The organism is Pseudomonas sp. L13, from assembly GCF_009935965.1.
Lineage (GTDB): Bacteria > Pseudomonadota > Gammaproteobacteria > Pseudomonadales > Pseudomonadaceae > Aquipseudomonas > Aquipseudomonas lactis.
This window is the reverse complement of the sequence record NZ_QODJ01000003.1, coordinates 90,965-115,604: the sequence shown is the minus strand read 5'-3', so window position 1 is coordinate 115,604 and position 24,640 is coordinate 90,965. Positions and strand designations below refer to the sequence as shown.

The 24,640-nt window shown below is 53.3% G+C and carries 21 protein-coding genes and 6 pseudogenes; 14 read left to right on the top strand and 13 right to left on the bottom strand.

Annotated elements, in window-relative coordinates; translation table 11 throughout:
• Positions 1-17 precede the first annotated feature (17 nt).
• From DK871_RS03380 to DK871_RS03360, 6 genes and pseudogenes are all read right to left on the bottom strand, one after another.
• Positions 18-1,109 (bottom strand): methyl-accepting chemotaxis protein, encoded by a 1,092-nt coding sequence (locus DK871_RS03380; RefSeq protein WP_375139725.1) that lies wholly within the window; start codon positions 1,107-1,109, stop codon positions 18-20.
• 204 nt (positions 1,110-1,313) lie between these two features.
• Positions 1,314-1,595, bottom strand: a pseudogene (locus DK871_RS29595) (PAS domain-containing protein); the annotation flags it as partial.
• 361 nt (positions 1,596-1,956) lie between these two features.
• A complete protein-coding gene (locus DK871_RS03375; protein WP_218581301.1) occupies positions 1,957-2,970 on the bottom strand; it encodes an HD domain-containing phosphohydrolase in 1,014 nt (337 codons plus the stop codon).
• A 5-nt stretch (positions 2,971-2,975) separates the two neighbouring features.
• Positions 2,976-5,927, bottom strand: coding sequence for an MHYT domain-containing protein (locus DK871_RS03370; protein ID WP_218581293.1), 2,952 nt, complete (start codon positions 5,925-5,927; stop codon positions 2,976-2,978).
• Positions 5,928-6,057: 130 nt separating this feature from the next.
• Positions 6,058-7,374 carry a methyl-accepting chemotaxis protein gene (locus DK871_RS03365; protein WP_161903967.1) on the bottom strand — a complete coding sequence of 439 codons (1,317 nt, stop codon included), beginning with the start codon at positions 7,372-7,374 and terminating at the stop codon, positions 6,058-6,060.
• Between the two features lie 324 nt (positions 7,375-7,698).
• A complete protein-coding gene (locus tag DK871_RS03360) occupies positions 7,699-8,079 on the bottom strand; it encodes a DUF6388 family protein (RefSeq protein WP_161903966.1) in 381 nt (126 codons plus the stop codon).
• Between the two features lie 1,096 nt (positions 8,080-9,175).
• Here DK871_RS03360 and DK871_RS28735 point away from each other — a divergent pair.
• The 6 genes and pseudogenes from DK871_RS28735 to DK871_RS28895 form a co-directional block, all read left to right on the top strand.
• Positions 9,176-9,598 carry a sorbitol dehydrogenase family protein gene (locus DK871_RS28735; protein ID WP_218581291.1) on the top strand — a complete coding sequence of 141 codons (423 nt, stop codon included), beginning with the start codon at positions 9,176-9,178 and terminating at the stop codon, positions 9,596-9,598.
• Positions 9,595-9,714, top strand: a complete 120-nt coding sequence (locus DK871_RS29590) for a sugar dehydrogenase complex small subunit (protein WP_375139722.1) — start codon at positions 9,595-9,597, stop codon at positions 9,712-9,714. The genes DK871_RS28735 and DK871_RS29590 overlap by 4 nt, the downstream gene beginning before the upstream one ends.
• A 14-nt stretch (positions 9,715-9,728) precedes the next feature.
• Positions 9,729-11,317: pseudogene (locus DK871_RS03350) on the top strand (GMC family oxidoreductase).
• A gap of 3 nt (positions 11,318-11,320) precedes the next feature.
• Positions 11,321-11,989, top strand: coding sequence for a cytochrome c (locus DK871_RS28905; RefSeq protein WP_256677362.1), 669 nt, complete (start codon positions 11,321-11,323; stop codon positions 11,987-11,989).
• Between the two features lie 108 nt (positions 11,990-12,097).
• Positions 12,098-12,373, top strand: coding sequence for a hypothetical protein (locus tag DK871_RS28900; protein WP_256677361.1), 276 nt, complete (start codon positions 12,098-12,100; stop codon positions 12,371-12,373).
• Positions 12,343-12,753, top strand: a pseudogene (locus tag DK871_RS28895) (c-type cytochrome); the annotation flags it as partial. The gene DK871_RS28900 and the pseudogene DK871_RS28895, both read left to right, overlap by 31 nt.
• Before the next feature lie 438 nt (positions 12,754-13,191).
• Here the strand turns inward: DK871_RS28895 and DK871_RS03340 are convergent.
• Together DK871_RS03340 and DK871_RS03335 are read right to left on the bottom strand one after the other, a co-directional pair.
• A pseudogene (locus DK871_RS03340) lies at positions 13,192-13,956 on the bottom strand (tyrosine-type recombinase/integrase).
• Positions 13,957-14,021: 65 nt separating this feature from the next.
• Entirely contained in the window at positions 14,022-14,348 is a 327-nt protein-coding gene (locus DK871_RS03335; protein ID WP_256677360.1) for a hypothetical protein, read from the bottom strand.
• 385 nt (positions 14,349-14,733) lie between these two features.
• Here DK871_RS03335 and DK871_RS03330 point away from each other — a divergent pair, with 385 nt between their 5' ends.
• Together DK871_RS03330 and DK871_RS03325 are read left to right on the top strand one after the other, a co-directional pair.
• On the top strand, positions 14,734-15,018 hold the full coding sequence (locus tag DK871_RS03330; RefSeq protein WP_161903965.1) for a hypothetical protein: 285 nt from the start codon (positions 14,734-14,736) through the stop codon (positions 15,016-15,018).
• A 479-nt stretch (positions 15,019-15,497) separates the two neighbouring features.
• On the top strand, positions 15,498-15,896 hold the full coding sequence (locus DK871_RS03325; RefSeq protein WP_161903964.1) for a hypothetical protein: 399 nt from the start codon (positions 15,498-15,500) through the stop codon (positions 15,894-15,896).
• A 261-nt stretch (positions 15,897-16,157) separates the two neighbouring features.
• Here DK871_RS03325 and DK871_RS03320 read toward each other — a convergent pair whose 3' ends face one another.
• The 5 genes and pseudogenes from DK871_RS03320 to DK871_RS03305 form a co-directional block, all read right to left on the bottom strand.
• On the bottom strand, positions 16,158-16,703 hold the full coding sequence (locus tag DK871_RS03320) for a thioredoxin domain-containing protein (RefSeq protein WP_256677359.1): 546 nt from the start codon (positions 16,701-16,703) through the stop codon (positions 16,158-16,160).
• Between the two features lie 113 nt (positions 16,704-16,816).
• A complete protein-coding gene (locus DK871_RS03315; RefSeq protein WP_161903963.1) occupies positions 16,817-17,113 on the bottom strand; it encodes a hypothetical protein in 297 nt (98 codons plus the stop codon).
• A pseudogene (locus tag DK871_RS03310) lies at positions 17,110-17,328 on the bottom strand (hypothetical protein); the annotation flags it as partial. The gene DK871_RS03315 and the pseudogene DK871_RS03310, both read right to left, overlap by 4 nt.
• A gap of 39 nt (positions 17,329-17,367) precedes the next feature.
• Positions 17,368-17,581, bottom strand: a pseudogene (locus DK871_RS28890) (LysR family transcriptional regulator); the annotation flags it as partial.
• Between the two features lie 23 nt (positions 17,582-17,604).
• Complete coding sequence (locus tag DK871_RS03305; protein WP_161903962.1) at positions 17,605-18,162, bottom strand: helix-turn-helix domain-containing protein; 558 nt, start codon at positions 18,160-18,162, stop codon at positions 17,605-17,607.
• A 302-nt stretch (positions 18,163-18,464) separates the two neighbouring features.
• Between DK871_RS03305 and DK871_RS03300 the strand changes: the two genes are divergently transcribed.
• The 6 genes from DK871_RS03300 to DK871_RS03275 are packed head-to-tail and all read left to right on the top strand — an operon-like array spanning position 18,465 to position 24,631.
• A complete protein-coding gene (locus DK871_RS03300) occupies positions 18,465-19,175 on the top strand; it encodes an iron-containing redox enzyme family protein (RefSeq protein ID WP_044310846.1) in 711 nt (236 codons plus the stop codon).
• A gap of 28 nt (positions 19,176-19,203) precedes the next feature.
• A complete protein-coding gene (locus DK871_RS03295; protein WP_161903961.1) occupies positions 19,204-20,325 on the top strand; it encodes a pyridoxal phosphate-dependent aminotransferase in 1,122 nt (373 codons plus the stop codon).
• A gap of 1 nt (position 20,326) precedes the next feature.
• Positions 20,327-21,496, top strand: a complete 1,170-nt coding sequence (locus DK871_RS03290) for an NAD(P)/FAD-dependent oxidoreductase (RefSeq protein ID WP_161903960.1) — start codon at positions 20,327-20,329, stop codon at positions 21,494-21,496.
• The gene (locus DK871_RS03285; protein ID WP_161903959.1) at positions 21,487-22,344 is read left to right on the top strand and encodes a TauD/TfdA family dioxygenase; all 858 of its coding nucleotides are present in this window, start codon (positions 21,487-21,489) and stop codon (positions 22,342-22,344) included. Before DK871_RS03290 ends, DK871_RS03285 begins: the two co-directional genes overlap by 10 nt.
• Positions 22,345-22,353: 9 nt before the next feature.
• The gene (locus DK871_RS03280) at positions 22,354-23,637 is read left to right on the top strand and encodes an acetyl-CoA carboxylase biotin carboxylase subunit family protein (protein ID WP_161903958.1); all 1,284 of its coding nucleotides are present in this window, start codon (positions 22,354-22,356) and stop codon (positions 23,635-23,637) included.
• Positions 23,638-23,683: 46 nt separating this feature from the next.
• A complete protein-coding gene (locus DK871_RS03275; protein ID WP_161903957.1) occupies positions 23,684-24,631 on the top strand; it encodes an EamA family transporter in 948 nt (315 codons plus the stop codon).
• Positions 24,632-24,640: the final 9 nt, after the last annotated feature.

The following is a 24,640-nucleotide window of genomic DNA, read 5'->3' as shown; positions in this document are numbered from 1 at the left end:
ATTAGTTAGTCTGCGCACTAGTGTCGTTTCTCCCAGAACTGCCGAGCCAATTCACTTAGTGCACTGGATAGCCCCGCAACAGATGCAGCACTTTTAAGATTGCTTTGGCCTGTTTGGACGTTAATGCTGGAATTGCCACTAATGCTGTTAACACTGCGGTTGATATCCTCACTCACTGCCCCTTGCTGCTCGACGGCGGTAGCTATCTGTGTATTCATGTCGGTGATTTCCTTTACGCGCAATCCAATACCGTCAAGTGCCGTAGCCGCCTCTTGCGCGCGACTGACACTAGAATGTGCTTGCTCGCTACTTTGCTCCATAACACTAACTGCGGAGCGGGCACTCTCTTGCAGTGCACTAATCATACTTTGAATATCTGTCGTTGATCGCTGGGTACGCGCTGCAAGGCTGCGAACCTCATCTGCTACAACGGCAAAACCTCGCCCTTGCTCACCGGCTCGTGCGGCCTCAATGGCAGCATTCAAAGCTAACAAGTTAGTCTGATCGGCTATTCCGCGAATAACATCCAGCACCTTTGAGATCTCACTGCTTTGACCTTCAAGGGTATGAATAACCTGGCCGGCTTCTCGGATCCCTACTTCAAGGTGAGTAATGGATTGACAGGTGAACGCAACTAAGCGCTGTCCTGATGATGTCTCGCTATCAGCTACTCCAGCGGCTTCCGCTGCATACTGCGCATTGTTGGAAACTGTCTGGATGCTGACGGCCATCTGATTGACAGCTGTGGCAATCTGCTCGGTTTCGGCTTGTTGTTCAGCATTAAGTGTATTGCTTGACTCGATGTCACGAAGAAGGCTGTTGGCATGTTCGCCGAGTCGATTTGAGGCGTCACCGATACGCCCAATAACGGCACCAGTTTCAGCTTGCATCATCCGCAGAGCAAACTCAATTTGACCAAACTCGTCGCTTCGCCCTGTATAAAGCCGTTGACTCAAAGGATTATCTGCAATATCGCTGGTCATGCGCGTAAGACGTTTTAGTGGAGATAGTAGAGTTGCTACTACAATTGAGCTCAGCCCGCCAGAGAGCAAAATTGTAAGTATCGAGTTATCAATAGAAGAGGCAGTAATAAAGCTTGCCCCGATAATAGTGACAGAAATGCTCGCCCATAACATCATAGTCAGTTTCAGCCTCAGCCCGATCGACCACTTACCGGCAAACGTTTTTCCCTTTCTCATCTGGGCGTATAGGTATTCAGCTGCTTGGACATGCTCAGGCTCAGGCTTAGTTCGCACAGACTGGAACTCAACCGTTGAACCATTTTTCGTAATAGGAGTGACGAAAGCACTGACCCAATAGTGATCGCCATTCTTACAGCGATTCTTCACCAGCCCCATCCATGAGCGCCCTGCTTTTAACGTAGCCCACATATGCTCGAACGCAGGTGGGGGCATGTCAGGGTGCCTGACGATATTATGAGGCTGCCCAAGTAGCTCATCCTCGGTAAAGCCACTGATCTTAATGAAGTCAGGGTTAACGTAGGTAATGTGGCTTTGCGGGGTAGTAGTGGACAAAATATTTGCATCCCGTGGCAAATCCAGACCACGACCAGTAATGGGTAAGTTTTGGCGCATGGAAACCTCTATGCTGATCGAGCAATGTCGATCTTTCTGGTTGAGAGTTATTGAGTCTTAATTTGCTATTGGTTCAAATGTCCATAACTGAGCACCACTAAGTTATTTATTGCTTGGCCTAAAATGGTTTGACGCCTAAAAGTATCTGCATCTGTTAGGGACGGCCTGACTGTGCTTGCCGGCGTACCCTGCGCGGGAGAAAAATATCTGCTTAATGATTGAAAAAAACTCGGCGATTGGCGTTCGGTGATTCTGTCAAATTAGGAAGTCATTTTTAGAGTCTTACTAAGCGCCGTGTAAAGATCGCTGAGCGCTAAACGATTAGTCTATTCGTAGTGGCGACTAATAATTATTTAAATCTTTATTCTTCATGCTGGAGAATATCAGTCTCTGCGTCAGGCCATTGTTCTTTGATGGCCAAGATGCCAGGCAATGAACTCATAAATAAATTAACTAAATCAGGATCAAAGTGCTTTCCGCTTTCAGCACGAATCAATGCCAATGCATCATCTAATGGCCAAGCGGGTTTATAAGGACGGGCACTTGTTAAGGCATCGAAAACATCCACGATGGCGACAATCCTTGCCGCATGGGGAATAGCATCGCCCCGTAGCCCGTTCGGGTAACCCGTACCGTCCCATCTCTCGTGGTGACACAGAGCAATTACATGGGCCATTTTCAGTAACCCTGATGGGTGGTCGCCGATGATTTTAGCGCCAATCTCTGGGTGCTGACGCATCACCTGCCATTCGTCGGCGGTCAATTTTCCAGGCTTTTGCAGCACCACGTCAGGTATACCGATTTTCCCGACATCATGCATCGGTGCAGCATGTAGCAACTCCTCGGCATCCTTAGGACTATAGTTAGACGCCAACGCAAGCTCCTTGGCGTAATGACTCATGCGCATGATGTGCATACCCGTTTCGTTGTCCTTGTATTCCGCCGCAATGCCTAGGCATTGAACAATATGCAGGCGAGTGCTGCGTAGTGTCTCGGTCTGAACCAGAGAAAGGTGAGTTCGGACCCGGGCTTTAACGATACCAGGACTGAAGGGTTTGGAAATATAGTCTACCGCTCCAAGATCGAAGCCCTTTTGTTCATTGGACTCCTCGGCCAGTGCTGTCACAAAAATGACAGGGATGCGCATTGTCGCTAAACTCTGCTTTAATGTTTTACACACCTCGTAACCGGACATTTCGGGCATCATGATATCCAATAGAATTAGGTCGGGTTGTTCGCTATGCGCTAATGCCAGCGCCTTACTTCCATCCTTTGCAAAAAGAAGACGATAGTCTTCCTGAAGTGTATGTCGCAAAACTTGAAGATTAGTCGGCTCATCATCAACCAAGAGTAAGGTCGGCCTGGGTTCAGTCATTGGTCTCATTTCACTTCCTTACTCAATGCGTGAAGCAGTTGTTGTAGCTGCATTTTAGCGCGGTCAAAATCAAAGGTATCAAAGGCGTTGAACAGTGCGTTGGCCACTGTATGTTCACTCGACGCGTGCAGGTGAGCGCAAACTGCCTGTAGTGATTGATCATCCAATTCATTTCGCTCCAGACAGGTGACTAACAGCTGGATATGCGCCAAGACCTCGGTCTGCGAAAGGGTATCGCTTGGAAAAGTGGGACTACTCGCCGCCGGCCTGGTTAGGCTAAGTTCATTAGACACTGACACTAATGTTTGACGCAGGCTCTCGAATAAAGGATTTATGCCCACATGCCTCCCCTCACGAATTTGCTCTTCCATTTTTGCCGCCAACTCGGCTGTCCTGACCAGCGCGAGATTACTCGCGGCACCACGAATACCATGCAGGCTGGCTGCAGCGGCCACCCAATCAATTTGCTCGGTTGTACCTCCTAGTAAGGGGTGGTGAGTGAACACGTCCGCTAGAAAGCTTTTGATGGCGCGCGTCAGTCGCGACATATCACCCCAAAGCCTAAGGCCGGCATGCCAGTCAATCAGCACTTGTTGATTAGTGGTTTCGGCATTGTCGGAGGTGGGCAACGACGTATTGATCTCTAGCACACGAGCCATTTCAGCCAAAAGCCTGGCAACCTCCAGTGGTTTGACGGCAAAACCATTCATTCCTGCTGCCCGTGCTGCGTTCTTATCGGATTCCATAACACTCGCGGTCAAGGCAATGATCGGCGTTGGTGCAAGATTGTGAGCATGCTCGTAATCACGAATGCGTCGTGTCGCTTCCAACCCGTCAACCAGAGGCATGTGTACATCCATTAGGACAACGTCAAAACGCTGCAGCATAAATTTCTCAAGGGCTTCCAGACCGTCTTTTGCGACTGAGACCTGATGCCCTCTATCCTGTAACGTTAAAGCCACTAGCTCGACGTTTTGGGGGACATCATCAGCGACCAGAATCTTGAGTGCCGGTAGTTGTGATGTAGTGGTATCCAATGCATGCATCTCTGATGGCTTGCTACCCTTCTGTAGAGGCAAGAAAATATGGAAGACACTCCCTTTTCCCAGTTCGCTATCGACCTGAATATTCCCTCCCATCAACTCCACCAGCTGTCGCGAGATGGTAGTACCTAATCCCGTACCGCCAAAACGTCGACTGATGGAGACATCGGCTTGAATAAAGGGATCAAAAATACTTTCTAACTGTTGACTCGACATTCCAATGCCCGTGTCTTTCACTAAAACATGAATCTTGTCGTAGTGAGGGTAAAACTCCAAGGTCACCGTTCCTTGTACGGTGAACTTGATTGCATTACTGATTAAATTGACTAGTACCTGCCGGATACGTAAAGGATCGCCTTTGAAGTATTCATCCATGTCGTCGGGATAGTCCGACATCAAGAGCAGCCCCTTGGCCGAGGCCGTCAAGCTCAGAGAGGCGACTACTTGAGATGCGAGCTCCTTCAACGAGAAGTCAATAATCTCCAATTCAACAGACCCTTTTTCCAACTTGGTGGTGTCAAGAATGTCGTTGAGCAGGCTCAACAATGAACGCGATGATTGACATACGGTATTCAGATGGGTGCGTTGCAGGCTCGTTAAGTCACCTTTGAGCAACAACTCGGTGAATCCTATAATTGCATTCATTGGTGTCCGAATTTCATGGCTCATGTTTGCGAGAAATACCGTCTTCGCCAAGGCCGCCTGCTCCGCGCGCGCAGCGGTTTCCCGGAGCGAGAACTCTAACTCTCTATGTTCGGTAATGTCCGTCACAAACCCTACGAACAATGGCTCACCCGGCAAGTCAACTTTTCCAACAGCGAGCCGCATCGGCATTAAACTACCATCCTTGCGCAACCCGGATACCTCTCTCCCTGAGCCAATAATCTTGGGTATTCCAGAAGTTAAGTAGTTGGTAATGTAGCTGTCATGTTGAGATCGGTCAGGATATGGCATAAGCATATTAATATTTCTGCCAATAACCTCATGAGCCAGGTAGCCAAATAAACGCTCAGCCGATTGGTTAAACGCTTGAACGATACCATGACTATTAATCGTTATAATGCCATCGATTGCGGTGGCGACAATGGCACGAATACTTGAGTCACTTTCCTCCATTTTCAAAAACAGCTGACGATAACGCATAAGTCCGTTTGTTGCAGTAACAAGCACGGTCACAGTAATTGTAAAAGAGGATAAGGCAAATGAGACAAGCGTGGTATCAAGAAGTATGACTTTCTCTGCCTCCTCAGGCACACCAATAAACCGTGCAGCAGCCATGCCAGTGTAGTGCATGCCAGAGATCGCAAAGCCCATGACACCGCCACTGATGAGTAACCGCGAAAGGGGGCTAAGCGTTGTCTGATACAATCCAAACCGAATCCATAAAGCAAGAGTGGCCAGTCCGATTGCAACCAGAATGGAGGTCGAGAACATGCCAAGATCATAACGTAGCAACGGCCCCATTTTCATCGCGGCCATACCACTGTAGTGCATAGCGCCAATGCCCAGCCCGACTAAAATACCCCCCAGAACCAACTGCCATTTGGTCACGTGAGTGCGGGAGATGATTTGTAACGCAATCCAAGACGCAGCCCAACCGGGTAATATGGATAGCATTGTAAGGGCCGGGTCATATCTGACGGTGGCGCACAGTTCAAACGACAGCATACCGATGAAATGCATCGTCCAGATCCCACCGCCCAATGCGATTGAGCCCGTGCCAATGGCAATTTGTCGATGCAGGTTCAGATCAGAGCCTCGAGCGATATGAACGGTTTGCAGCGCCATGCAGGACGAAAAAACGGCGATTATGATGGATAGACAAACCAATCCAAATTGGTGGCTGCCATGTAAATACATCCCATCTAACGAAGAGTCGACAAACCAACTGTCTATATTCCACATATTGCTCATCACAGCTCCGCACAGCCATTAACAATTTAAATAACATTTGGTTTCGTGTGCCAAACAGAGATTATTTGTGTTCGGATAAAGAATCGCGGGGCTGTCGTACAGGTTAAGCATGCTCGAGAGTGTCACGAGCTTACGTCGCCAGATGACTGGCAAATTGGCCTACGGCATTGACCACTTTCTGTGCGCCATCCTGAATCTCTACAATCACCGTACCGGTTTCAGCGGCCAGCGCCAGGCCTTGCTCGGCCTGGAGCTTACTGCTGGTCATCAGAGCGACAGCATCACGTGCCATGTCTTGATTCTGACGGACTACACCGACGATTTCGTCAGTCGCCTTGCTGGTTCGTGATGCCAGCTGTCGGACCTCATCAGCGACAACAGCAAAACCACGCCCTCGCTCACCCGCACGGGCTGCTTCTATAGCCGCGTTAAGTGCCAATAAGTTCGTTTGCTCAGCAATACTGTTGATAGTTTTGACTATAGAACCAATAATCAGTGATTGTTCACTCAGCGCCTCAATACCCTCGCTTGCCTGATTCATGTGTTTTGCCAGATTGCGCATCACCTCCACCGCCTGGGTCACTACAGCCGTACCACGCTGGGCACTGTTGTCGGTTTGTAATGATGTGCTATAGGCGATATTGGCCGCCTCCGTCACTGCATGCTCCTGTCTTACTTGTTCGGTAATAACGGTTGCGAACTTAACTACTTTATAGAGCTTTTTATTTGCATCTGTTATAGGATTATATGAGGCTTCCAACCACACCGCACGACCATGACTGTCGATACGCTTAAAACGGTCGGAAACGAATTCTCCTGAATTCAAGCGTTTCCAAAACGTTTGGTAGGCTAGGCTGTTGTACTCTTCAGGTTCGCAAAATAGACGGTGGTGCTTACCGATAATCTGCGCCAAGCTATAACCCATCTGACTGAGAAACCTTTCATTGGCTGTCAGCACATTACCGTTGAGATCAAACTCGATGAATGCCGTAGAGCGCGCTAACGCGCCGATCAAGTTTTCGTGCTCACGAGAAGTTTCGATCGTACGCGTCAGGTCGCTTGAGTACATCGAAAAATGCTTGATTCGACCATCGGATGTTCTTACTGGCTGCACAATTGAGCGTAACCAAGCTTCTTGGTCGTTACCCCGGAGTAGGCGAACGACACCTGAAAAATGCTCTCCACGGCTTAAGGCGTTACGAAGACGCTGGTGGAACTCATCATGTTTGAGATAAGTTGGTACTAACTCTTCGAGGGGGCGGCCTACTAAATCATTGCCTTCATATAACATTTCACTCGTGAAATTAGAGTTGACAGATTCGATCCGCCCTTCGGAGTTAAGGTGCAATGCAAGCCTCTCTCTCTCCAGGCTTTCCTTAACTAACTGGAAGCAGGACAGCTCTTCGCGAAGAGTCAATATCTCTTGTTTTAAGCGTTTGCTAAGCACAGTGTTCACCAATTGAAATGAAAGTAGATATTGAGTGACTTCGCAATAGACCTTGGATCTATTTTTTCTAAGTAAGTCGGGTTGCTTGCCGACTGATCACATAAAGTTTAAAATGTCTTAAGTCGTAATGTAATGAGGTGCCTATACAGGGCTTTGCTTTTCAAGCTTTCAATCTATAGAAAAAGTTTGTGGCATGCATTGCGAAAAAATCGCTGATTCATTCTGAATTTCTTTGTGCCATGGCAGCATTATATGGGCTGTTTTACTCTCCTTGCAGGCTTGCTAAAAACAGGAGTGGAAATATTAACCTGCTAATCTTCGGAGTTATTTAACCAGTCCTTGTAATTTGCAGTAGTCATCCCAAGGCATGCACACCATTTTCGCTATTTCCTTATGGGAATCCAAGAGCTTTTTCTCCAGATCCCTAGGAGAGTCTGACAACACTTTCAACTCAAGCTCCCACGAACCTATACCCTGATGTGCAGCTGCTGCTTCAAAAGCGTCTTCAAGATAACCCAGTCTTAATGAATAAAGTGATTCACCTTCTTGCAAGTTTTGCTGGTTGATAGAGAAAATTGCATTTTGCAATAATGGTTCCTGTTTAAGAAACTTGGCGAGAGCCAGTAGGTGGTAATAACTTGAGTTCATATCTAAAAGCTCTTTAGGTTTCACAAAAGTATGCATATATTTTTGCGAAACACCCATCAGGTCTCACGCCTCATCAACTCGCTGGCTCGCTCTTCACCTGAGCATCATATAATCGTATTAGATACTAAGCCGCCTGTCATGAAGGTTGTTCTACTATTGATATTGATCACAGGGAAATTGGTGCAGATATTTCTGGGGGCGAGAAAAAACTGACCTTGCCCATTAAAATTTAGGCGCACCCTTGATAGCTCGGTACTACAAAGATGATCTAGTTAAAATATACTTTAAAGGGGGCCGAAAATACCTTTGAGTTAACGGGGTTTGCTTGGTATATCCATTGTTTTTTCCGACGATTGGCCGAGGAGCGATGCTGAGGTTGTTTTTCAGATCTTTTTTTGCCGTTGTCCATTGAGCAATAGATCAAGCGTCATTAGTAGCGCTGCATACATCGCACTCAACGACTTTTGCAAGCTCAATCAATTGCTCATTGCAATAAAGCATTTGTAGGATATATTTATGAGCCCATAGCAGAAACCTGTCCATTGAGATTGTCTAAAGCCTTCACTGCACTAACGGGATGAAAAGAATAATAGCAGTTGGTGGGCGGGTGTTCGTGGAAAAAAATGCGCGCTATAAAGTACTTTTTTTCCGTTATAGAGTAAGAAGCCTATGAGCACGTATTGGCCGCTCTGGTTGCAGCCCAACCCCCCCCCAGCAACCCTGTAAAAATGGCCCTTTGGGATGCCCGTTGATGCCCCGTCAGCGTGTCGATATCGTCGGTTATCCATAGATACAGGAGCGTCGAGGGCGCTTGATTCATCCCTCTCACATCGATGATGATGGTCCGCGTGCAACTCATGAAGAACTAGTTGGGCTGTGCACGGCGTCTCCCATCGTCGGCTATATGGGTAGCTAATTTTTGATTTGAATGCGAGATGCACTACTGTAGGATGGTTCGGCAAAATACTTTATATTTTTGTCTTAATTCTAATTCTTGTTATTAGCGAGCTGCCCGGCAGCTTGACGTTATCCAGGCAGTTATAAAAACGCGTAAAGTCCGATCAACTTCAGTGAACAAAATAATTAGACTTTTGCAGTGAGGTCGGAATTGGTCTATCCGCCGATCATTGCTCGACTCATGTGGAGATACCCCGTGATTACCAGAAGAAAACTCCTTTATTCAAGTGCAGCCTTAACCGGCGCCGGCCTGTTCGCCCCTTTGTGGGCGGGCTCTGTGCTGGCGCAGGAGGTTCGCGGCGCATCCAGTGACGATGTTGAGTCCTTCCGTCAGTTATCGATGTTCCTCACCGAACGCCAGACCCTGGACGCCACCTTGTCCCTGCGGATTCTGGCCCAGTGCACACAGAACGATCCCCAATTCCCGGACAAGATAAAAGCGCTGTGGAGCAACCTCGGCCAACAGCAATTGCACAGCGTCAGTCAGTTGTCCGGTAGCCCGCTCTATCGCGATCCAGTGGTTAAAGACACCGTGCAAAAAATCGTTTCGGCCTGGTACCTGGGCGCTACACCGGCACCCCGGTTTCCTGGCGTGCCACGGACAACACGCGGCTGGTGACCTTTACCGGTGCTCTGGCCTATGAGCCAACCCGTGATGCCACGGTGATCCCGATCTATTCCCGTGGAAAAACCAATTACTGGGTTGATCCTCCGGCCAGGCTGGCCAACGACTAAGACAAGGCATTTTTATGAATCAGGATTATGACGCCGATGTCATCGTGGTTGGCTCCGGCGCTTTAGGCAGTAATGCTGCTTTTGAATTGGCCAAACACGGCAAGTCAGTGATTATTCTGGAAGCGGGTGAGCATATTCCCCGCTGGAAGATCGTTGAGAACTATCGTAACTCGTCAAACAAGAGCAATTACAACTCACCGTATCCCAATGAGCCGCGGGATCATCATTCTTATGATGAGTAATATATTGAGAACACCGGCTCTTTCGAATTTCGCCCCGGCATGTTGAAACTGGTGGGCGGTACTACTTGGCACTGGGCGGCGGCCTGCTGGCGTTATTTGCCTAACGATATGAAGTTGAAGACGCTGTATGGCGTCGGTCGTGACTGGCCGCTGGAGTACAGCGAGCTGGAACCCTATTACGTCAGGGCGGAAATCGCCTTGGGTGTGTGTGGCAACGACACCCAGGACCAGAGCGGGCAGGGCGGCGGTGCTTTCCCGCCGCGATCCGCTCCTCATCCGATGGCACCGGAAGGCGACACCTACCTGTTCCAGCGCCTGCGGGCACGGATGTCACCAGCCGGTTATCACTTCATTCATGAACCCAATGGACGTGCCACCGAACCTTACGACGGTCGCCCGGAGTGCAGTGGCAATAACAATTGCATGCCGGTGTGCCCCATCGGCGCGATGTACAGCGGCGACGTTCATGCTCGTCATGCTGAACAGGCCGGAGCCAAGCTGCTTACCGACGCCACCGCCTACAAACTGGAAAAGGGCGCGGACGACAAGATCGTCGCCGTCCATTACCGCAGCTCCACCGGTGGCGATGTGCGGCTCACGGCCAAGTATTTTGTGGTCGCCGCCCATGGCCTGGAAACCCCCAAGTTGCTGCTGATTTCCGAGGTGGCCAACTCCTCCGACCAGGTCGGGCGCAACCTGATGGACCACACGGGCATGGGCCTGCAGTTTCTCGCCGACGAGCCGTTGTGGCCGGGACGAGGGGCGGTGCAGCAGGGTGGGATCTTCAACCGGCGTGACGGTGAGTTCCGCAAGGAACGGGCCTCGGTCAAGCACTTGATCTCCAACAATGTGCCCAACATGGCTGTGGCTAAACGACTGATCGCCGAGGGCGTCTACGGCAAAGAACTGGACGAGCGTATCCGCCACGACGCGGCACGCTGGGTCGACGTGTCCACCGTCTACGAAACCCTGCCGCTGCCCACTAACACCGTACGCCCGAGCCGTACCCGCAAGGACGCCCTCGGCATTCCGATGCTGGTGGTCAATTACGACGTGGGGGATTACGTCAAGGCCGCCAAGGGGACGTCGATGAAGACTACGCCCACTTTGTGCGTCTGATGGGCGGCACCGTGGTAGAAGATAACACCGGCTACCAGAACCGCGACCACCTGATGGGCACGGTAATCATGGGTACCGACCCCAAGGACTCGGTGGTCAACCACGAGTGCCGTACCCACGACCACGGCAACCTGTTCCTCGCCACCACCGGGGTGATTCCGGCGTCCGGCACGATCAACCCGACCCTCGCGGGTGTGGCGTTGAGTATCCGTATGGCCGACATCATTGCGCGGGAGGTCTAGGTCATGGGATTACTGAAATTTCCATTACTGGCACTGTTGGCGGCCTCACTGCCGGCCTTCGCCGCTGAAGACAATGCGGCGCTGATCGAGCAAGGGGCTTATGTTGCACGGGCCGGGGATTGCGTAGCCTGTCACCGTACCGCTGAAAACGGCGGTCCGGAAATGGCTGGTGGCTATGTGATCGACTCGCCCATGGGCAAGATCATCTCCAGCAACATCACGCCGTCCAAGGCCTATGGCATAGGCGACTACACCGAGCAGCAACTGGCGGATGCCTTGCGCAAAGGCGTCAACGCCAAGGGCCAGCACCTGTACCCGGCGATGCCGTATACGTCCTATCAGGGCATGAGCGATCAGGACATCCACGCGCTGTATGTGTACCTGCAACAGGGTGTCAAACCGGTGGACCAGCCGGTGCCGGAAACGAAGTTGGCGTTCCCCTTTAACATCCGCCAATTGATGTTCGGCTGGAACCTGGTATTTCTCGACAGCCAGGGCTTTGTGCGCAAGCCAGGCGCCAGCGAACAGGTCAACCGTGGCCAATATCTGGTGGACAACCTGGCCCACTGTGAAGCCTGCCATACGCCGCGCAACGTCCTGATGGCCGAAGACAACAGCCAGTACCTGGCCGGAGCGAAGCTGGGCGGTTGGGTGGCGCCCAACATCACCTAGGACAAGGTCAGCGGCCTGGGCGGCTGGAGCGATGACGACCTGGTCGACTTCCTAAAAAACGGTCACCTGACCGACAAGGCCCAAGCTGGCGGCGGCATGGCCGAGGCGGTGGAAAACAGCTTCCGCCACCTCAGTAACAGCGACCTGCACGCCATGGCCGCCTACTTGCGCACGGTCCCGCCGTTCCGCGATCCGCAGCAGACCGAGCGGGTGGTGCGTGAGGTCAAGCCGGTGGACATGAGCACCCTGGAAACCGGCCAGGGTTATCAAGCCTCACTGGCCGACGCCAGCGGCACGATGGCGCACGGCTCTACAACTCGGCGTGCTCCAGTTGCCACGGTCGCGATGGGCAGGGCACCTCGGATGCGTTCTATCCGTCCCTGAGCCTCAACAGCGCGCTGAACGGCAACCAGGCCAACAACCTGGTAATGGCGATCATTGCCGGTATCGACCGCGAGGGCGCTGATGCGGCGGTCAGCATGCCAGCGCTGGGCGGTGACCTGAATGACGCGCAAATTGCTGCCATCGCCAACTACAGCCTGCACACCTTTGGCAACCCGGCGCTGAGTGTCAGCCCGGCAGACGTGGGCAGTATACGTCGCGGCGGGGACGCGCCACTGTTGATCAAGGCTATGCCGTATGTGCTGTGGGGGGGAGGGGGGCTGGTATTAGTGCTAATTGTGGTGTTCTGGCGTCACCGCCAACGCCTGCGCAGCGAGGAGGCCACGCGTGTGGCTTTGAATCGGCGCTGTGATACCAGGTAAGGAAAAACTGAAAAAGCCCCGCCTTTACATGAGGCGCGGGTTTTTATTGAGCGCCTAGATTTGAAATCTGACTTCAAAAAAATCAACCTTAAGTCTAGCGATCTACGTTTCCTACCGTAGGGGATGTCAAGGCTGCTTACGATAGCCCTCTGTACTAAAGAGGTGCTGAAGCATCGGTTGAAGGGAGCAGAACACCGGGTGTTCTTCGTACAAAGTCTGCTTGGTTGAGGGCGCACATAACCATACTTGACTCCAAAACCTGTCAATCAAGCCTATAACCTAGGCCAAAAACACGGGAAAATGTTAGCAGTACAATACTTATATAAATCAGTATGTTGTTTATAAATGATTGGTAGGGTCATTCAGATGCAACGATGGCTGTGTGGTTTCCCGGTGCCCGCTGGCTAAAACCGCGTGAACAACTACGCGCTTGAGGGCTCACCTGAAACCCCCGTAGACGTGGATGCCCGCCGCCTTGGCCCACTGCGCAACCACCTCATAGATGCCATCGGCGCAGATCCCGGTACCGATGGTGCGACCGCGGATCGAGCGAAACAGCGGGACATTGCCCGGTTCGCGGGTGATGTCGCGTTCCAAGTACGCATGGATGCGCTAGGCCGCGACCGGGTGCAATGGTAAATAGCGAGTTTTAGTGCCTTTCCCTTTCACCTGCAGGTGCTTGATTCCGCGACAGTCCTGTAGGTCGCTGGTCATCAGCTTCGCGACGTAGGCCGTGGTACGGCAGCACGGCTAAAATCGCGCGGTCACGCACGCCCTTGAGCGTCCAGCCAGCCGGGGCCGTCAGCAGCAATTTAGCCTCGTCATCCCCGAGGGCTGGCGTCTTGCCCTCGTTGGTTTCGATCTTAGGCCGTTTAACGTCGTGCACGGGGTTGCCGCCGGCAACGGCGCTATTCTCCAGAAGGTGATCGAACAGGCTGGCCAGTGCCGCCAGTTTGCGACGGATGGTGGCCCCTGCCAGGCCACGGGTTTCCAACTGGGCGCGCCAGGCCAGCACGTGCGCGTGGGTGACCGCGCGGCATTCCTCGGCGCCGGTGAGGCCTACAAAGTCGAGAAGTCTTCCAGGTCGTTTTGATAGGCGCGGCGGGTGCGCGGATTGTCGATATTGGCTTCGGCCAGCTCCTGGAACTCGACGACGCTCAATCGACGTTCGCTGGGGTTGGCGTGGTGGATCAGCGAGTTCATAGGTCTTTCCAGGTTTCGAAGCGCGCCCTAATCTGGGGCCATTCCGGAGCTCCCGTATCAAGCGTTCATGCTCGGGTTTCGGCGCCGGCCGCTGCAAACCGTCGGTGCGCCCGGTACCAGAACCCATCGGATGAGGTGTATTGATACAGCAGCACAATCGGCACTTGGTGCGTGCGCCACAGGTTCCACAGCACACCTAGGCCGAGACCCAGTCGCTGATGCGTAGGGTTGATTTCCAGCATGTTGATGTACAGCCGATCGCCGAGGAGATTGATGCCGTAATCGACTTGGCCAACGCGATGGCCATCGACCTCGATATCGTCCAGGTAATCGGTACCGGGAAACACATAGTTGCCCCGGGGGGATTCTTGCCGGCGATTGACCAGGTACACGCGTGCAGTTGCGTCATTCAGGGATTTTTGCCGCACGTCAACGAAAAAGGTCGCGCAGCGGCTCAAAAATCGACATACGGCGAACCCTGTTAAAAAGTCTTGATAACCTATTTTATCACGACTTATTTGAAGGTATGAACGTATCGGCTAATACTGTCGATAAGTGACCGGCAGCGGTACTATGTTCGCGATAAAAGCTAAAGCGGGATGATAGGTATTGGAGGTGTCTCTCAGATGTCGGTTTCTGAATAGGTGCGACATCTGAATGGCGTCGTGCTGTTGGTGGGCCTCTGCGATTGCTCTGCGAACGTGACAAGGGCACATGGCCATGTCTAGAATCGGTGCGTTAATAGCGCCCAAGAGCACTCTTTAGAAGGAAGGTTTTATGAACAGTATTTATCTCGAAGCTCTTGAGGAATATGAGCAACTGACGGGCACACCTTATCGCGATGAGTATTACCTGACACCTGCTTCTGTGCCGTGCGAATTACTCAAAATCGTGAGTAAAGTAAAAGTCAGCCAAGCAAGCAAGGAACAGATAGATCTGATTTATCAGACACAGAAATACAATCAAGGAGGGATCGTTGTGCTTCCAGACGACAAAAAGCACCTGGTGGATGATTTCAACGCATGTAAAGAACGAGTGGAGTTATGGAATGCTACGCTTTGAGCTGAATGCGTTCGACGAGCAGCAGCTCCAACTGGTGAACCAGCAACGGGGCATGAAGCTGACCGGCCTTGGTAAACACAACTGAACCACGGAAAAGAGGTATTTATGGTAAGCACAGTAACGATCTACAAGAGCGCGGGGATCATCAAGATCGACGAAGTGTCGTTCTGCCCTGAAAGCTTTTCGGAAGCAAGGATAGAGGACGGACACCCAAACGGCCCCGTATTTTGCTTGGGAGCGGCAAAGGCAGTGATCAGTTTAACTGACGCGAACTTACTGGTCGCGGCTGGTGTGACCGACAATAGGTAGGAAAGCAGATACGCACCGTTGACCTTGAGGCCCGTAGCGCCAAGCGAATCGAGTGGGCTCCTGAGGTAGCGATTGACGATGTGCTGGCCTGCGTCCAAGCACTCTTTGAATAGCCAAGGAGAAAGCGATACGCGCAGAATGGCGAAGGCTTACTACTTTGGAGCAGATGCATGATGCAAGAACAATTAATCTCTGAAGGCGACCGAGTGGATCACAAGCTGTTTGGCCTTGGGACTGTGACGGAGGCAAGAAGCGAGGGCTTTACCAGTAGTAATACGACAGCCGGAAGCGGGTATCCCGTCACGGTCAAATGGGACGATTCCGAACGGCGGGATAATACTGTGATGCACTGGGCATTAACCAAGGTGTCATCACCTGATGTGCGCCCATACAAATTCTGGGATAAGCAATACCAGCCACTAAGGGAGCATTGGTTAAGCACTCGCCGTAAGGTAGAGCTGCTATCCGTAACGTTTCAGCCGGACTGGAAAGAGCTCGATGAGGCGATCAATGCCGAGGAAGAAGCATGGGTAAAAATGAGAGATTTTATCAACGCCCCGCGCAACTAACAGCTTTGCCAATAACAGCGAGTGATAGCGAAATTCGCACCAGGTCCACTCCAGTCTGTGGAATTAGGATTAAGAAAACGGCCTGGTACGCTCAAGCCCAGCCATGCGCTGGGCCGAGGCAGTAGAACCCACCCCTTCAAGATTCGCAAGAGCCCCAGCCATGACCACCACGGCACCGCGTAAGTACATCCTCGCCGAGCCCCCGGCGCTGCTCACCGAACTGCTGACCGTGACGCTGCAGGGCACCGACTGCGAACCGTTTTAACGGTCGAATTTTTTTGAGTGTCGTTGCTCCTTTTTCTGAGCTAGCCAATCAATGGCTGATAACAACAACACCCCATCAGCTGGTCCCTCAAGCTTTACGGAGCTGCCAGTCGTGTTGTCTGTAATTATGACGGTAGGAGTGGCCGTAACCCCGGCTTTGACGGCCTCCTCGGCCTGCTGGCCGACACGCTGGGCAATCACTTTGTCGGTGGCTGCACAGGACAATAGGGCCTGGTTAGTAACACCAACAACGCTCAGATGCCCATCGAAACCCTCACCGTTGCTACGGGTCCGGTCAAAGATTTTGTCAATGGCTTGCCAGAAGGCAGGCGCGCCACCAAGCGCCCCCGCACATTCAGCGAGCTTGGCTTCGTGTACTGCGGTCGGACCGTGCAAATCTAGTGGCAGGTGATGCCACTGCAGGTTTACATCCTTCTGCTGCTGTATCCAGGTTTTCAACGCAGGTGTGTAAGTCTTGCAGTAGGGGCACTCCAGATCCGCGAACTCAGTCACTGTCCAGCGTGCTTTGGAAGGACCAAACAACCACGGGCCTGTGTTGTGCGGGGGTGGTATCTCACTTCGAGTGAGGGCTAAGCAGGCCATCGATGTGCCTGCCAAAACGCACCCCAGCATCAACCAATATTTGCGAAGGCCTGTCATGCCCGAGCCTCTGCTGGCTTCGATGAAATCAGCGCTTGTTTACGAAGGGCCTCAAGAAGAGCGTTCTCAGCATTCTCGGGTTGTGGGTGCTGTCGCAGCCAGTTGGCTAACACCGCGTGAAGTTGGGACTCGATGTCACGACGATCCACCGCACGAACCAAAACCTGTTGCAGTTGCTCTATCAAAACGGGGGCACACACCTCAAGAGTTTGAAGGGCGTCTTCACCCGGTTGTTCAAGCAGCTGGGTCAGACTTTCTATCAGGTTCCGGGTCAGGGAATTCAATGCTCTCATGCTTGGCGCTCCAGGGCCGTGACTTGCTCGGGGAAAGTAATGATGTGAGGTTCGATACCGCGATAGCGGTCAAGCGTTGCAGCAACTTCAATGGCGGCATCGAGCTCGCTGCAGCCTTTGGCTTGCATGATGTCGAAGCGTTGCTTTTTCTCTTCCGGCTCGGTCATGGCGAGGGCTAGGTACAAACTCGGTGGTACCGCCCGGAACAAGGTGACTTCGCTGGACGCTCACACTGCGGCCACTTAGCCAGCAAGAAGTCTCGAGCCGTTGTATACCACCTCGAGTTGCCGGCCCTGTAGGGTCTGTGAGGTCGCCGCATAACACCGGGCCAAGCTCTCACTTCATAGACGGCGATAGGTGCCGGGTGTCGCCTCCAAAGCTCGAACTGTGGTGAGCCATCCCAAACCAAACCATGGCCTCTTTGAGTAGAAATATACCGCTTTGAGGCGAGTCTCTGGTTTGCATAGCTGAGGGGCATAATAGGCTTGTGCTTATTTGCGATGCAGGGCAATAACGTATTCGCAAGTTACCGGCGTAGCGTTTTCGAACGTGCAAGCTTCTTCAGGTAGGCCCAGCTGAAGGCAGTCGCCCTGTTCCAATATGTAGAGGGTAGCGCCTTTGGTAAACGTTAATGTGCCTTGCGTGATCCATACCTGCTGATGAAGAAATACGTAGGCGGTGGCAGGGTAGCTGACACGAACTCCCGGCGGCAGTTTCACGCTGATCAGCTCCAGTGGCCACCCCTCCCGCGGAGATATTTGCTGGCGTGTGTAACCCGTTTCCGGGTCCACCCAGCGCGGTTGCTCCGCGGCTCTTGAGAGAAGTCCCGAGCGCCCCTCGGCGCGATGCAGAAGGGTGGAGAGGGGCAAGCCGAGGGCTCCCGACAGCCGGCCTAGAATCGTCGAGGTAGGGCTGACCTGGGCATTTTCAATTTTGCTAATCATTGCCTTTGATACACCGGAAAGCTGGGCTAGCTCGCTGATGGACCATTCACGCGCGGTGCGCTCGGCTTTGAGGGTCAACGCGATATCAATGGGTTGATTGTTCACTATAAGAAAATTCCAGATGGAGAAGATTTGACTCTAAGCTTAGCGTTCGATGTGCATTTGATTGGTGCGAAAAATAAATAATGCTCTTATTTTGTGCGTAAAATTCCTTTAAAATAATAACTAATTGATATTTATCGTAAAATTACATCGATCTTTTTTTGTTTCAGAATAAATCTATTGCTTTTGGCGTCTTTGATTAGAAGTATAAATTTGTGTGTGCGGGTCGATTGTTTACTATGTGAAACAGGGGGTGGCATTCTGTCACTGTCTTCCAAGCTACCTTATCGTATTTGGGGGTGTCTATGCCGGCTCAGCAAATGGAACAAGGCTATCTGACGGGTGAGCAAATCATCCATTCGATTAAGGAAATGATCACGGCTTCGGGGATCAATACCAACGCATTTTATAAAACGTTTCGCCAAGCCCCGCTGCCTAAGGCAACGTTGAAAAAAGTGTTCCAGCAGTACTTTTATTACATCCGTACTTTCCCTCAGATCCTGGCAGGTACTTCGCACCGCACCGACAGCGAAGTGATTCGAATGAAGTTGGCGCGCACGGTAGTGTCTGAGCTTGGTGATGGAGTGGGCGAAGCACACTTCATTATGTTTGAGCGTGTACTTGCCGGCGTCGGCATCACGTTGGATGACTGGAAGAAGGTTGAATACATTCCCGAGGCCAGCGAGCTGGTCGATGGCTTGCGTCGAATTTTCCTTGAGGGTTCGACAGAGCATGCCATTGGTGCTCATTACGTTATCGAAGAGTTCGGCTTTCCGATGATCGCCAACCTCTACGAAGGCTTCCGCCTCTACAGCGGGTGGAAACACGAAGACTTCACCTACTTCTATCTGCACATGCTGGTCGAAACCGATCATGTGCAATGGATCAGTGATGCGGTCATGGAGGCCGCCCGGGACACTGACAACGGTAACGATATCCTGGAGGGCGCTGCCGATGTGCTGAACTTGTTGACCCGATTCTGGCAAGGACTCAACCGAGTAGCCACTCACGCTTGAACGATCAAGACAAGGGGGGCGGGAAGCCATGGATGATTGGACATTGATTGGTCGAGTGGCGCCCTTCAGGGATGCCAGTGCATATGCAGCATCCTCAGGGGCCTTGAACCTGTCGCAAGGACTTCCCGAACCCCTGTTTGACAATGCCATGAATGCGGCGTTGGCCCGCCAGGTAAGGGCGGGCTGGCAGTACGCCGACCCTCCCGGCGAAATGATCTTGCGCGAAAGCATTGCGGGCCACAATGCCGGCTATGCGCCCGACACCGAGGTTCTGGTGACCAGCGGCTGTACCGAGGCCTTGTACTTGGCCCTCTACGCAGCGTCCACGCAATACGGCAGCAAGGTCGCTTTTTTTGAACCCTTCTATCCCTATTACCCAGGAATGGCCACATTGTTGGGGTTGGAGTTTGTTGCAGTGCCGTTATCGGTGGGGCATTCAATCGGTCTCGACTGGGCAATGCTCGAACAGCAATTGCGTGCCGGTGTTCGCATATTGCTGCTCAATACGCCCCACAACCCGACAGGGTGGTGCATGTCCGCTGATGATTGGCAGCACATGGTGGCGTTGGCAAAAAACCATGACTTCATGGTGATCGTCGACGAAGCCTATCGTCACTATCAATACGACACTGACGCACCGACGTGGTATCCCCACCAGCAGATTCCCATGATGGTGGCCGGTAGCGCTTCAAAGTTGTTGTCCATGACGGGAGTCCGGATCGGCTGGTTATGCGCGCAGGCAACCTTCATGGAGCGAGCCTATGCCCACCACCTCTATCTGAGCTATTGCCAACCCACTCCCATACAGGCAGCCGTTGCTGTTTTGCTTGATGAGTTGACCGTCGTGCGACTCGATAGCTTGCGTGAGCATTACAAGCACAAACGTGATCGCCTGGCTGGTGCACTGCTGGCTGCTGGGTTGGATATCCGGTTACCGGCAGGCGGCCATTACATCATGGCCGACTATTCACGGCGGGCGCCTTCATTGTCTCCGGTTGAATTCAGTCAACACCTGGCCGTTCGTTGCGGGGTCATGCCATTGCCTGCGACGCCTTTCTACCTGGGGCAGTGCCCTACCTATGTCAGGTTTTCTTTCTCGGTAGCCAAACCCATTGTTGATCAAGCCTGTGCCCGTCTGGAGGATTTTTGAAATGGAGAAGCATGTATTCGACGTCATTGTCGTAGGCGGCGGTCCCGCAGGGCTTGGCGAGTGTATCAGGCTGATCGATCTTGGCCTGAAAGTCGCTGTCATCAGCGATGTATTCGGGGGGTGCATGGGCATGATGGGAGACCATCAATTGCAGTCATATTGCAATGAACTGGAGATCGAAGGTGCGCCCTATCCCTTGCATCGGTTCATGCGCAAGTTGTGCATCAGCCCCACCGGTGAGGAATACGCAGCTTATATCCGGAGCAACTTCAAAGCCTTGCCATTGACCCGGATCCAGCAACGAGCGGTCACCGTCAGCAAGGCTCAGGAGCTGTTCGAGGTGCGTCTGGCCCCGGGCTCCCAGCATCATTCCTTGCGCGCGCGGCAGATTATCCTTGCAACCGGAATTCGCCCGAAGGCGCCGCCCTTTGAAATGCCCAATGCCCGTTGGTTGAATTGCTTTGAAGTCTACCAAATGGTTGCGCGAGCTCAGGCCCAGCGTTTCCTGCAGCAGGATGTGGTCATCTTCGGCAGCGGTAACAGTGCGTTTCAGATCGCACTGTTGTTGGCCCCGTTCGCCCGCAATGTGTCGATCCTGATCAAGTCCTATCTGGGACTGTACCCCCAAGAGACCGATGATCGCTTTGCCCTCAGGTCCCTGAGCCAGCGCACGTTGGAAATGATTGCTAAGACTTCCTCCAGTTCCTTCCAAGGGCCACTCAACAGTGCCAACTGTACGGGCCGGGCCAATATCTGGCTGCATGCCTACAACAGCATTCGCCAGGACGGCGACAAGGTCGTCCTGGACCTTCCTGCATCACTCAACGGCAATTCGCTGCTCCAGGCGTCCTGTCGCAAAGCTCAAGAGGTGGGCCGGCTGGTCGCTGCCCAGGCATCCGAGGGGTATGAGTTGCACTTGGATGTATCGGCGAAGGACCAATGCCTGGTCTCGGCCATCGGCGTCACCGCACAACTCCCCGCCACCGACTGGCCGCAACTGCTCAACCAGCAAACCGGCTTTACCTGTCATCAGGATGGGAAAAGCCCTGTCGCCGGTCTGTATTTCGCGGGTGCAGCTTCAGGCTATGCGTCGATCAACACGATGGTGCCCGCCGCCGCAGAAATGAGTGTCGAGACATCGCTGCAAGAAGGACTACGGTCATGGGCGTGAGGATGTTCCAGCCGCTGCGTCTGGACCTTGGCGAAGTGCTAGGGCTGTCGGCAGCAGAGCTCAAGCAGGCCATCGCGCAGGCCAAGGTGCTGGTCATCGCCAACCAGGACGTCAGCGTTGCCCCCTATGTGCAGTTGATGCGCAGGCTGGGCTCGCCTGTGCATCACGTGTTGGCCAAGTACTGCCTTGAGGACTATCGGGAAGTGCTAACCGTGACCAATCTTCATCGGGACGGCGAAGCCTTGGGAGTGCATGAAGGAGGAGGGTATTGGCACACCGACATGTCGTACAAATCGGCGAATACAGTGTTCACGTCACTGCTGTCAGTACGTGTTCCGGACCAGCACGGGGAGACCCAATTCATAGATTGTGTCGCAGGCCTGCATCAGGTTCGCCAGTGGCTGGAAAGCCCAGGTTGCCCGCCGCACCTGAAGGGTCTCGACCTGGAAAACCTGCGGATTCACCACCGTTTCGGCAATCGCGACACGCTGCGCAATGTCGACGCCGCAGTGCAACAGCTCAATCCCCAGGAGGCTGGCGCACTGGAAAACACCGTGGTCCACCCCCTGGTGTACAAACACCCGCTCGCCTGCACGGCGTCGCTGTATGCGCCGGCCGCCACGGCTATGCAAATAGACGGGGTGACGCCTGTACTGTCCCATCGCATTCTCGACAGTCTGGTCGACTTTCTTGTCCAGCACGCGCCGCGCTATCGGCATGCCTACCGCCCAGGCGACATCGTGATCTGGGACAACCTCTCAACGCTGCATAAAGGTCCGCCAATACCCAAAAGTGAAGGGGGCGCCGATGCGCGTCTTCTCTATCGCATGAACGTCGACTTCCAGTGAGGCACTACCATGATCCAGACCATCGTTTTCCTGACGCCCCATTACCTCAACTTTGCCTCCGAGAAGGCGTTGCAGACGCTGGGTCGAGATTGCCGGACAGTGCTGATCGCCTATCATGCCGACGTCCTGCCGCCTGCGCTCGAGCGTAATGTCTCGCAGATTGTGCGTGTGGATGCCGACCTGCAGCGCAACATCCGTCCGCTGCTGGATCATGACCAATGTCGCAGCATCGTGAGCGATGAGCTGCGAGCCGTGCAGGGCCACACTTCGTCATTGCGTATTTTCTGCCAGGAAGAGTGCCACGTTGAGCTGGCGGCTCAGTTGCGCGAGGAGTTCGGATTAGAGGGCGATACGCAGGCGATCGTGGCGAACTTTCGCGACAAAGTGCTGATGAAGCACGCAGTCAGCCAGAAGGGGATACGCATTCCAGAGTTTGTGCCACTGGATCACGTACGGCTATCGGCTGAGCCGCAGGCTTACTACGCCGAGCTGACGGCGCGATTGGGCTTGCCCCTGGTCCTGAAGCCGGTGAACGCAGCGGGCAGTTTCGAGGTGTCGATCATTCGCAACGAGGCCGAATTCATCAAGGCCCGCGAACAAGTATTGGCCTCGCCGTATCATTTTGATTATGAGGTGGACGAGTTCATCGACGGCGACATGTTCCAGTGCGACTCGTTTGTGGTTGACGGTCAAATCCGTTACTGCGGTGTGCTGGAACTGGGCTGCACCAACTTCGACTTCGTCCAGGGCAAGCCCTTGAGCGTGATTCCCGTGGCCGACCCCACGCTCAAGGCAACCCTGGAAGCCTTCAACCGGGACGTGATTGCGGCCCTGAACTTTCGCAACGGTTCGACGCACCACGAGGTCTTCGTGGACCGCAAGCGCGGTTATCCGGTGTTCCTGGAAATTGCCGCACGCGTACCTGGCGGCATCGGGGTGCCATATCATGAGAAAAACAGCGACATCAACCTGATCGACGCCAATCTCTACCTCGTAGCTGGCGCCGCGGCGCTCGATGACATCAAGCCCAACGAGAAGAACAATGTGGTGTCCGCCTTGTTGCCCTTGCGCAAAGGCCGGATCAGCCAGCTCAACGAGCCCCCCATTTCCAGTACCTACAACATCGACTGGCGGGTCGCCCCCGGCATGGTGGTGGACTCCCGGTCCCTGGCCGATACCGCGGGCATCCTGACTTTGTATAACGCTGATCCAAAGGTACTTCGCGCTGACTTCGAAGCCTTGCAGCACTACGTACCGACCCAGGTGGAAGTGCTGGAGCCGGGCACCGCTTGATCAATCCAGTGGGCGGCAGGCAGCAGGTTTTTCTCAAGGAGCAGGCATGAAGACAGGAATACTCGGTGCCGTCAGCATGGCGGTCTACTGCATCTCGACGGCGCTCTCGGCCGTCTGGGTCATGGTGGCGTTCACCCGTATCAGTGGGGCGGCGTTGACATTCATTACCTTCCTGATGGCCTGGGCGGTATTTTTCGTGGTGCATACCTTGCGAGGTCATGACCCGTTTCGCCTGCTGCGGGAGGAGTGGCGAGGCGTGCTGCTGCTCAATGTGCTGACGTTGTTCAGTTGGTGGTTGATGTTCATGGCATTGCAGCGCATCGAGGCGTCGGTGGAGTCGGCGATCTATCAGGGCTGGATGCCGCTGGTGGTGGTGGTCTGTGAAATGCTGGTGGCGCGCTCCTCGGTCAGTCGTTCCCGCTGGCTGGGCGCGCTGCTGATCCTGTTGTCGCTGATGGCGTTGGTCCTTATGCGTCTCGCGCTTGGGGTCACGGCCCAGGTAAGCCTGGTCAACTTGCATGAGGGCATAGCCCTGGCGACTGTCGCCGGGATCACTGGCGGGATCTATGTGTTCTGCTCGGCTCGACTGAACCGCGACAGCAAGTACAGCGCCATGGATATCCTGTGCGTCAGATTCTTCCTGCTATTGATCGTCACAGGGTGGGTCGGCCGGGAAAATTTGCACCAGTTGCTCACGCTGGATACTGCCATGCTCGGCCAGTTGATCAAGCTGGCGTTTGTCAGTGTGCTGATTCCGGTGTTCACCCTGCAATTTGCCATTCAGCACTTGGGAGGCGGGCGGGTGTCAATTCTCACGCCTTGCGTGCCGGTCATTGCCTTGGCCGCCGAGTTCGTGCTCTCCACCTGGCATAGTCCTTGGGTTCCCGTCCTTGTGACGCTGGTGTGCGTGGCGGTGTTGTTGTCCAACGTCTGGTTTTCGCGAGACAGGCGCGCTGTTCATTCTGGGCCCATGCCTGTTGCTCTTCAAAAATAGACTGCTGTT